Source organism: Streptomyces sp. NPDC058964 (genome assembly GCF_042741275.1).
Lineage (GTDB): Bacteria > Actinomycetota > Actinomycetes > Streptomycetales > Streptomycetaceae > Streptomyces.
The window spans coordinates 1-8,761 of record NZ_JBHYKH010000385.1 but is presented as its reverse complement, the minus strand read 5'-3'; the positions used below and the strand labels follow the sequence as shown (position 1 = coordinate 8,761).

General features: G+C 71.8%; 7 protein-coding genes. 4 read left to right on the top strand and 3 right to left on the bottom strand.

The window, feature by feature from the left end:
• Both ACFW2E_RS34040 and ACFW2E_RS34035 read right to left on the bottom strand, forming a co-directional pair.
• A partial coding sequence (locus tag ACFW2E_RS34040; RefSeq protein ID WP_384471936.1) for an RNA polymerase sigma factor occupies window positions 1-912 on the bottom strand: 912 nt, incomplete at its 3' end.
• Between the two features lie 239 nt (window positions 913-1,151).
• Window positions 1,152-1,898 (bottom strand): TetR/AcrR family transcriptional regulator, encoded by a 747-nt coding sequence (locus ACFW2E_RS34035; protein ID WP_384471933.1) that lies wholly within the window; start codon window positions 1,896-1,898, stop codon window positions 1,152-1,154.
• Window positions 1,899-2,280: 382 nt separating this feature from the next.
• On the opposite strand from ACFW2E_RS34035, the gene ACFW2E_RS34030 reads away from it, so the two are divergent.
• The 3 genes from ACFW2E_RS34030 (at window position 2,281) to ACFW2E_RS34020 (ending at window position 6,376) form a co-directional block, all read left to right on the top strand.
• Window positions 2,281-3,660: an NAD(P)/FAD-dependent oxidoreductase gene (locus ACFW2E_RS34030; protein ID WP_384471932.1), complete on the top strand. Its 1,380-nt coding sequence runs from the start codon at window positions 2,281-2,283 to the stop codon at window positions 3,658-3,660.
• A gap of 212 nt (window positions 3,661-3,872) precedes the next feature.
• Complete coding sequence (locus ACFW2E_RS34025) at window positions 3,873-5,528, top strand: SpoIIE family protein phosphatase (protein ID WP_384471929.1); 1,656 nt, start codon at window positions 3,873-3,875, stop codon at window positions 5,526-5,528.
• Between the two features lie 32 nt (window positions 5,529-5,560).
• Entirely contained in the window at window positions 5,561-6,376 is an 816-nt protein-coding gene (locus tag ACFW2E_RS34020; protein ID WP_384471926.1) for a methyltransferase domain-containing protein, read from the top strand.
• Between the two features lie 49 nt (window positions 6,377-6,425).
• Here ACFW2E_RS34020 and ACFW2E_RS34015 read toward each other — a convergent pair whose 3' ends face one another.
• A complete protein-coding gene (locus ACFW2E_RS34015) occupies window positions 6,426-7,688 on the bottom strand; it encodes an MFS transporter (protein ID WP_384471939.1) in 1,263 nt (420 codons plus the stop codon).
• A 153-nt stretch (window positions 7,689-7,841) separates the two neighbouring features.
• Between ACFW2E_RS34015 and ACFW2E_RS34010 the strand changes: the two genes are divergently transcribed.
• Entirely contained in the window at window positions 7,842-8,402 is a 561-nt protein-coding gene (locus ACFW2E_RS34010; RefSeq protein WP_384471923.1) for a MarR family winged helix-turn-helix transcriptional regulator, read from the top strand.
• Window positions 8,403-8,761 lie beyond the last annotated feature (359 nt).

The window sequence follows — 8,761 nt, the reverse complement described above, 5'->3', positions numbered from 1 at the left end:
GATCTGCACGGCCGCCAGCCGGCACCTGGCGCACTTCTCCAGATGCTTGCGCAGGCCCCGCTCGGCGCGGACGCGCAGCTTGCGGCGGGCGTAGGAGCCGAGCTGGTCGGCGTAGCGCGCACAGTCGCCGTCGCCGGCGAGCGCGGCGCTGACATGGGCCTGCAGGTAGGCCTGCCGGAGGCCCTCGCGGGCCCGGCTGGCGAGCACGCGTGTGCCGTTGGCGTCCAGCCCGAACAGGACGGCCACCTCGCTCGGCGACTCGTCCTCCACCTCGGTGTGCCACAGCACCGCCTGCCAGCGCTCGGGCAGCGACCGGAAGGCCTGCATGGCCATGGACTGCTCGGCCTCGTGCATGGCGCGCACGTCGGCACCCGGATCCGTGGTGTCGTCGTCCGGCACCTCGGAGCTCCGCGAGGCGCGAGCGGCGAACACCGCGAAGTCGTCGACGAGGTGCTCGCGCCGGGTCGACCTCGTCCAGTGCGCGGCCACGCGCCGGACGGAGGTGAGCAGATAGGCGCGGACGGCGTGTTCGGGCCCGGAGCCGCCCCGTACCGCCTGGAGCATGCGGGCGAAGACCTCGGCGGTCAGGTCGTCCGCGGTGTGGGCGTCGCGGCAGCAGGTGCGGGCGTACCGGCGCACCGCGTCCGCGTGCCGCCGGTACAGCTCCTCGTACGCGCTGTCGTCGCCCGCGCGCATCCGCTCGATCAGCTCACCGTCGGCCGGTACGGGTGCGCGGGCCGGCGGCGCGGTACTGCCGCCGCGCTGGGCCGGGACGCTGCCCTCCGCCGGATCCGCGGACCGCGGTACGTCCGCCGGGCCGCCCTGACTGGGCACCTGGGGCGAGGTCAGCCCGCCTGCGCCGGCCTCCGCGTCACCGTCCCCGAGGGACTCGTCCCACCCGTCAACGTCCATCGCGGTAAGCCCCCGAAGCCACCCAGCCCGACCCGATCACGCGGGTCAGACTGCCACACCGGCTCTTGTCCGGACCCCGGAGTGCGGCCCATCCACTCATCCGAGGGGACTTGTCGCTCAGCGGTACTAGTCATCACCCGCACGGGAAGACTCAACCGTCGTACCCCGCACGGCACTTGGTCGCGACGCGGGGCGCTCCGCGGTCACCGGAGCGCCCCGCGCCGCACAAGGCCAACCGGTTATGCGGGACGGGACCGCAGTCCCTCCAGCAGGATGTCCAGCAGCCGTGCCGAGGCCGCCGCCTGCTGGGCCGGATCCGGCAGGGACGGGGCCGCCGTGGCGATCACCAGCAGGACGTCGGACACCGACACGTCCGGCCGCAGTTCGCCCGCCGCACGGGCCCGCTCCACGAGCCGGCCCACCACGTCGAGCAGCGCCGCCGCCCCCGTGTCGTCGTCCGCCGCGGGTTCCTCGGACACCAGCCGCAGCTCACCGGCCGCCGGCCGGGTCCGCTGTTGCGGCACCCGCGCCTCCTCGGCACCCTCCTCCTGGACCCCGACCCGCAGCACCTGCGGCGGCAGCAGCCGCCCGGCACCCGAAGCCACCGACGTGCGCAGGAAGCGCGACAGCGCCGACCACGGCTCGTCCTCCTGCCCGAGCGCCGCACGGGCCTGCTCCGTCAGCCGGGAGGTCTCCTCCTCGGCTATCCGCCGGACCAGCACGTCCTTGCTCGGGAACCGCCGGTACACGGTGCCCACACCGACCCGCGCACGCCGCGCCACGTCCTCCATCGGCGCGCCGTAACCCAGCTCGCCGAAGACCTCGCGCGCCGCACGCAGCACGTGCTCCAGATTGCGCTGTGCGTCCACCCGCAGCGGCGCCGTGCGCGATCCGTCCGCGCGTCCGTTGCCCGCCGCCGCGGCCGCCGCCCCGCCACCTGCTGCGATGGCCGACGCGGAAGACCAATGAGTGTCCTGAACATGCATAAGCGTTCCCCCGGTTAATGACGTCTCCCCCCGGAGACTCTCCCCGCCACTGAATACCGGAGTGCGCGGAACTGGCCCCGTTCCGTGACCGGGACCGCCCGTCGCGGACCCGCTCGACCACATCCCCTACACCCCGTCGACACACGAACATAGTTGAGAGGGAGTCAATTCAGAAGGGGCAGGTTCCGCACGGAGCGCCCCCCGATCGGAGTACGGAGCATATACGTCCGGTTTGCGCACTCCTGCGCCTTCCTGTCCGCCCCCGCTGACCTGCCCGCTTTCGTCCCACCCCGGACACCCCGGCGCCTCCGCCCGGCACCGGCCGTCGGTCACACAAATTGCCGGGGCTGTGGACAAACAACAGCGCCGGGTGCGTCATGGGATGGTGAAGGAACGTGCGCGCATTCTCGTTGTCGGCGGCGGCTACGTCGGGATGTACACGGCCCTGCGCCTTCAGCGGAGGCTGGGGCAGGAGCTCAGGCGGGGCGAGGTCGACATCACCGTCGTCACTCCGGATCCGTACATGACGTACCAGCCGTTCCTTCCCGAGGCGGCCGCCGGTCTGATTTCCCCTCGTCATGTCGTCGTACCGCTGCGCCGCGTCCTGGACCAGTGCCACGTCGTCATCGGCGAGGTGATCGCCGTCGACCACACGAAGCGGACCGCCACCCTCACCACGCTCGCCACCGAGGAGGAGGGCAAGGGCGCCGACCGCCTCACCTACGACGAACTCGTCCTCGCCCCCGGCTCGATCGCGCGCACGCTCCCCATCCCGGGTCTCGCCGAGCACGCCATCGGCTTCAAGACCGTCGAGGAGGCCATCGGCCTGCGCAACCACGTCATCGAGCAGATGGACATCGCCTCCTCCACCCGCGACCCCGCGATCCGCGACGCGGCCCTCACCTTCGTCTTCGTCGGCGGCGGCTACGCCGGGGTCGAGGCGCTGGGCGAACTCGAGGACATGGCCCGCTACGCCACGCGCTACTACCACAACGTCCGGCCCGAGGACCTGAAATGGGTCCTCGTGGAGGCCTCCGGCCGCATCCTCCCCGAGGTCGGCGAGGAGATGGGCCGCTATACCGTCGCCGAACTGCGCCGCCGCAACATCCAGGTCCTCCTGGAGACGCGCCTCGAATCCTGCGCCGACCGCATCGCCGTACTCAGCGACGGCCAGCGCTTCCCGACCCGCACGGTCGTCTGGACCGCGGGCGTCAAACCCCATCCGGTGCTCGCCGCCACCGACCTCCCGCTCGACGGCCGCGGACGCCTCAAGTGCACCCCGCAGCTGACCGTCGACGGCGTCGACCACGCGTGGGCCGCGGGCGACGCCGCCGCCGTCCCCGACGTCACCGCCGAGAAGCCCGGCACGGAGACCGCCCCCAACGCCCAGCACGCGGTGCGGCAGGCCAAGGTCCTCGGCGACAACATCGTCCACTCCCTGCGCGGCGAACCCCTCGACACGTATGCGTACAAGAACGTCGGTTCCGTCGCCTCACTCGGACTGCACAAAGGGGTCGCCCAGGTCTACGGGCGCAAGCTGAAGGGCTACCCTGCCTGGTTCATGCACCGCGTCTACCACCTCAGCAGGGTGCCCACCTTCAACCGTAAGGCCCGTGTGCTCGCCGAATGGACCCTGTCCGGGCTCTTCAAGCGGGAGGTCGTCTCCCTCGGCTCGCTCGAACATCCCCGCGCGGAGTTCGAACTCGCGGCCGGTGGAAAGTCTCATCACGACCCCTCGGACGACCCGAAGGGGTCGTCCTGACCGGACCGAGGAACTACACGGGCCGCCCCGGCGTCTGACGGATGTCGCCGCGGTCGGCCACCCTGCCAGACTGCCCCACGACCTTGGACGGACACCCGCCCGCCCGCAGCACCCATGAGGCTTCTTCCCGAGTACCGCAATTCCCGGGGCAACGCCCCGACCCCCGGCCGGATCCGGTGCTGGCCGACGACGACGACACGAGGCAAGGATTCGTGAACTTCACGCGCTGGAGCGCCCGGCTCCCCGGAACGCAGCGCCGCGCCGCAGCGCGGACCGAGCATGCGGTCACCCCGGACCGGCGGGGGGAAGGCTCCGTGCCCGCGGCCCGCGCCGAACAACTGACCGACGAGGCGCCGCCCATGCCCGCCGTCGACGAGCTGCCCGCGCGCGAGGTCCTCGACCGCGTCCCGGCCCTCGTCGCCCTCGTGCACGGCCCCGACCACCGCATCGCGTACGTCAACGACGCCTACGCCGCGGCCTTCGGCGAACGACCGCTCGGCGAACCCGCCCGAGAGGCCCTCCCGGAGCTGGCCGAACTGGGCCTGCTGCCCCTCCTCGACCAGGTCCTGCGCAGCGGAAAGCCCCGCACGCTCAAGTCCCGCAAGGCCCCCGACGGCCGCTCCTACACCTTCACCTGCACCCCGGCCGCCGCACACGGCGACCGGGACGGCGGCGGTGCCGTACTCGTCTTCGCCACCGACGTCACGGACCACGCCGAGGCCGCCGAACGCCTCCGCGCGAGCGAACGCCGCCAGCGCGAGACGGCGGTGACCCTGCAGCGGAGTCTCCTCCCCCAGGAGCTGGAGCAGCCGGACGACCTGAGGATCGCGGCGACCTACCAGCCCGGCGGCACCGAGGCCGCGGTCGGCGGCGACTGGTACGACGTGATCACCCTCGGCGGCGGCCGCACGGCCCTCGTCATCGGCGACGTGATGGGCCGAGGAGTACGGGCGGCGGCCGTCATGGGCCAACTGCGCACCGCCGTGCGCGCCTACGCCCGCCTCGACCTGCCCCCGCACGAGGTCCTCCAGCTCCTCGACGGCCTCGCCACGGAGATCGACGCCAACCAGATCGCCACGTGCGTGTACGCCATCCATGACCCCAACGAGGGCCGGCTGGTGTACGCCTCCGCCGGGCACCTGCCCATCCTGGTCCGCGACGAGAACGGCACGGTCCTGCGCGCCGACGAGCCGACCGGCCCCCCGCTCGGCACGGGCGGCTGGATGCACGCCTCCGGCTCGGTCCCGCTGGGCCCCGGCTCGACCGCGGTCCTCTACACGGACGGCCTGGTCGAGCGCCGGAACGAGGACCTGGACGAAGGGATCGCGTCACTGGAGCGGGCACTGGCGGGCGCGACGGGCACGCCCCAGGTGATCTGCGACCGCCTGGTCCGCTCGGCCGGCGTCACCGCCGACCACGACGACGACGTCGCGGTCCTGATCCTCCAGCACCCGGCCCGCACCGGATCCGACGGCGAACTCTTCCGCAACGCGGCTCTGGAGCTGCTCGGCGGTGTGGAAGCGGCCCCCCGCGCGCGGGCCTTCGCCTCCGGCGTGCTGACCAGTTGGCGCTTCCCCACCGACCTGCACGACCTGGGCGTCCTCGCCACCAGCGAGCTCGTCGCCAACTCCCTGCAGCACGGCACACCGCCCATGCGCCTGAGACTCCGCCGCACCGACCGCCGGCTGATCGTCGAGGTCACCGACGGCGACGACCACCTCCCGCGCCGCCGGCGCGCCGAACCGGGTGACGAGTCCGGCCGGGGCATCGCCATCGTCGCGACGATCGCCTCGAACTGGGGGTCACGGCGGACCCCGGGCGGCGGAAAGGCGGTGTGGTGCGAGTTCGTGCTGCCGCGCGCCACCTAGGCGAACCCGCTCCACGGTGCTACTAGCTCTCCATGGCAGACGAACCGGGATTCCAGCTCAAGGGAAGCGCCCCCGAGCGCTACGAGCAGTACGTCGCGCCGCTGATGGCGCCCTTCGTGACAGCGTTGCTCGACGCCGTGGACCTGTGCCCGGGCGATGTCGTCCTCGACCTCGCCTGCGGCACCGGCTTCGCCGCACGCGCGGCCGCCGCCCGGGTCGGTCCCGCCGGCCGCGTCCACGGCGCCGACGTCAACGCGGGCATGCTCGAAGTCGCCGAGGCCCGTCACCCACGCCAGTACCCCGACATCGAGTTCACCCAGGCCCCCGCCGACCGGCTCCCCTACCCCGACGCCACCTTCGACGCGGTCGTCTGCCAGCAAGGCGTCCAGTTCTTCCCCGACCTGACCGCGGCCTTCACCGAGATCGCCCGCGTCCTGCGCCCCTCCGGCCGTTTCGCGGCCACCGCCTGGACCGAGATGACCCGGTCGCCGTACTTCAGCACCCAGTACGAGGCCATCAAGGAGTACGGCGGCGACGAACTCGCCGCCGCCTACACCACGGCGTTCGCCTGCTCCGCCGACCGCCTCACGGACGCACTCGGCAAGGCGGGCTGCCGCGACATCACCACGCGCGAGATCACCTTCGGTATCGTCCTGCCCCCGCTCGTCGACTTCTCCCCGGCGCACCTCTCCGCCCTGCCCTGGGGCCAGCAGATCGCCGACGCCCACGGCCAGGAGGCGCTCACCGCCGCCGGCCGCTCGATCGCCGACCGCCTCGCCGACCGTGCCGCGCCCGACGGTTCGGTCACGCTCCCCTTCACGGCGACGCTGGCGACCGCCACCCGCTGACACGACGAAGGCGGCCGCCACCCGCAGGTGACGGCCGCCGTCGCCCGGCTCACGCCTCGGCGGCCACCGGCTCGGCGGGCGCGGCCCCCCGCGCGACCACCCGGCTCCGCGTCCGCCAGGGCTGGTCCTGTACTGCGGTGAGCCGCCGGCCCAGCCGGAGCGCGAGCACGGTGATGCCCAGCGAGAACAGCAGGAACGTCACGACGTACGGCGCGTGCAGCGAGGCCCCCATCGGACCGCCCACCGCCGGACCGACGGCCAGTGCCAGCTGCTTCACCAGGGCGAACGCGGAGTTGTACTGCCCCGCCATGCCCTCCGGCGCCAGGTCGGCCACCAGCGGGGCGACCGTCGGCGACAGCATCGCCTCACCGAGCCCGAACAGCGCGTACGTCGACACGAACGCGGCCGTGGCCATCTCCTGGCTTCCGTGCCCGAGACCCGCGTACCCGGCCACGACCCACGCCACGGCCCAGATCAGCCCCACGGCGGCGATCACCCGGGACCGACGACGGCGCTCGACGAACTTCAGCACGGCGAACTGCGCGACCACGATCATCAGGGTGTTCGCGGCCAGGGCCGTACCCAGCGCGGAGGTGGAGATCCCCGCGGCCTCGACGCCGTAGGCGCTCAGGCCGGACTCGAACTGCCCGTAGCAGGCGAAGAACAGCACGAAGCCCAGCACGGACAGCTGCACCATGGCCCGGTTGCCGAGCAGCTGCTTCCAGCTGCCCCTCGCCGACCGCGACGGGGCGTCCTCGATCCGCGGGGAGTGCGGCGTCCGCACCGTCGACATGATCACGACGAGCAGCAGGAACATCGCCGCCTCGATCGCGAACAGGAGGGTGAAGGAGGAGACGCGTGTGGTGTCGACCAGATGACCACCGATGAGCCCACCGACCCCGAGCCCGAGGTTCTGCAGGAAGAACTGAGTCGCGAAGGCCCGCGACCGCGTCTCCGCCGAGGAACAGTCCACGATCATCGTGGCCAGCGCCGGCTGCATCACGGCCTGACCCGCTCCGAGCGCGGCCGCCGAGAGGAGAACGGACGGCGCGTTGCCCGCGAGCCCCAGGCTCAGGGCTCCGAGCGCGGCCATGACCAGGGCGGCGAGCAGGACCGGCAGCGGGCCGCGCCGCACGATCGCCCGACCGGCGAACGGCAGTACGACGAGCGCGGCCACGGCGAAGACGGCGAGGACGAGCCCCGCGGTCATGGCTCCCAGTCCCCGCACCTGCGCCACGTAGACGTACAGGTAGGGGACGGTGAAGCCGAGCCCGAACGCGCTGAGTGCGTTGCCCACGTGGATCCGGCGCATCGCTGCGCCCATCGCCCTGGTCACGTTCACCTCTCTCAGGTAGTTGGGTCGTCTCAGTACTTAGCACCGAAGACTTCGAAGATAAAGTTCGAAGCTAAAGAGTACACATCGAAGGACTTCAACGCCAAGCAGCGCCGTGCGATACTGGCGCTCATGGGTGACACCCCCGGCAACCTCGGCATCGGCGGCGAGCCGACCCTCGAAGAGCAGATCGCCGCCTACCAGCGCGAGTTCCAGGACCTCGACCCCCAGGTCGAGAAGATCGTCTCGGCGCTGTCCCGCCTGAACCGCCGCATGAACGTCGCCTACGGCCGCCAGACGGCCGCCCTGGGCATCAGCAGCGCCGAGTGGGAGGTCCTCAAGGCCCTCGTCCTCTCCGGTGCCCCCTACCGGATGGGCCCGAGCGACCTCGCCAAGCGACTCGGCCTCACGCCGGCCGCGATGACCCATCGCATCGACCGGATGGTGGCGGAGGGGCTCGTCACCCGCGAGAGGGACGAGACCAACCGCGTTCGGGTGATCGTGGAGCTGACTCCGGAGGGCCGCGGGAAGTGGCTGGAGGCCATGCGCCTCGCCTCCGTCTTCGAGGAGGATCTCCTCCAGGACCTCTCCCCGGAGGAGCGGACGGTCCTCGGCGAAGCCCTCACCCGCCTCCTGCGCCGGGTAGAGCACGCCCAGCCGGACGCCGGCGGACGCCTCAGTGACCTGGACTGACTCCGCGCCGTAAAAGATCTTGACAGGGGATGCTTGACACTCCCCCGCCGGATCCGTAAGGTTCTTCGGGTTGCCACGGAGCTGTAACGGTTCGTCGGCAGCACCTCCCGCCGCGAAAGCGGCAACCCAAACCACCAGCACGATCTCCCAGCGGGGTTGTATTCGGCGTGCCCGAATTCAATCCGATTTTGGGACTCGGTGGCGTCCGGTCGGGTCACAAGCCCCGATTTGGGAATCGCCGAGAGAATCCGCTAAGGTTTGAGACGTCGGAACGGCCCAACAGCCGTGAAGACAAACCCCGCTGACTGGGAATCAGGCCCGAAAGGATCTGTTAGAGTCGGAACCGCCGGAAAGGGAAA

What these genes read in the sequence shown, in the direction of transcription:
- ACFW2E_RS34020 (WP_384471926.1), top strand. Translation starts at nt 5,561, where the DNA reads ATGGCAGACGAACCGGGATTCCAGCTCAAGGGAAGCGCCCCCGAGCGC.
- ACFW2E_RS34015 (WP_384471939.1), bottom strand. Translation starts at nt 7,688, where the DNA reads ATGCGCCGGATCCACGTGGGCAACGCACTCAGCGCGTTCGGGCTCGGC.
- ACFW2E_RS34030 (WP_384471932.1), top strand. Translation starts at nt 2,281, where the DNA reads ATGGTGAAGGAACGTGCGCGCATTCTCGTTGTCGGCGGCGGCTACGTC.
- ACFW2E_RS34035 (WP_384471933.1), bottom strand. Translation starts at nt 1,898, where the DNA reads ATGCATGTTCAGGACACTCATTGGTCTTCCGCGTCGGCCATCGCAGCA.
- ACFW2E_RS34010 (WP_384471923.1), top strand. Translation starts at nt 7,842, where the DNA reads ATGGGTGACACCCCCGGCAACCTCGGCATCGGCGGCGAGCCGACCCTC.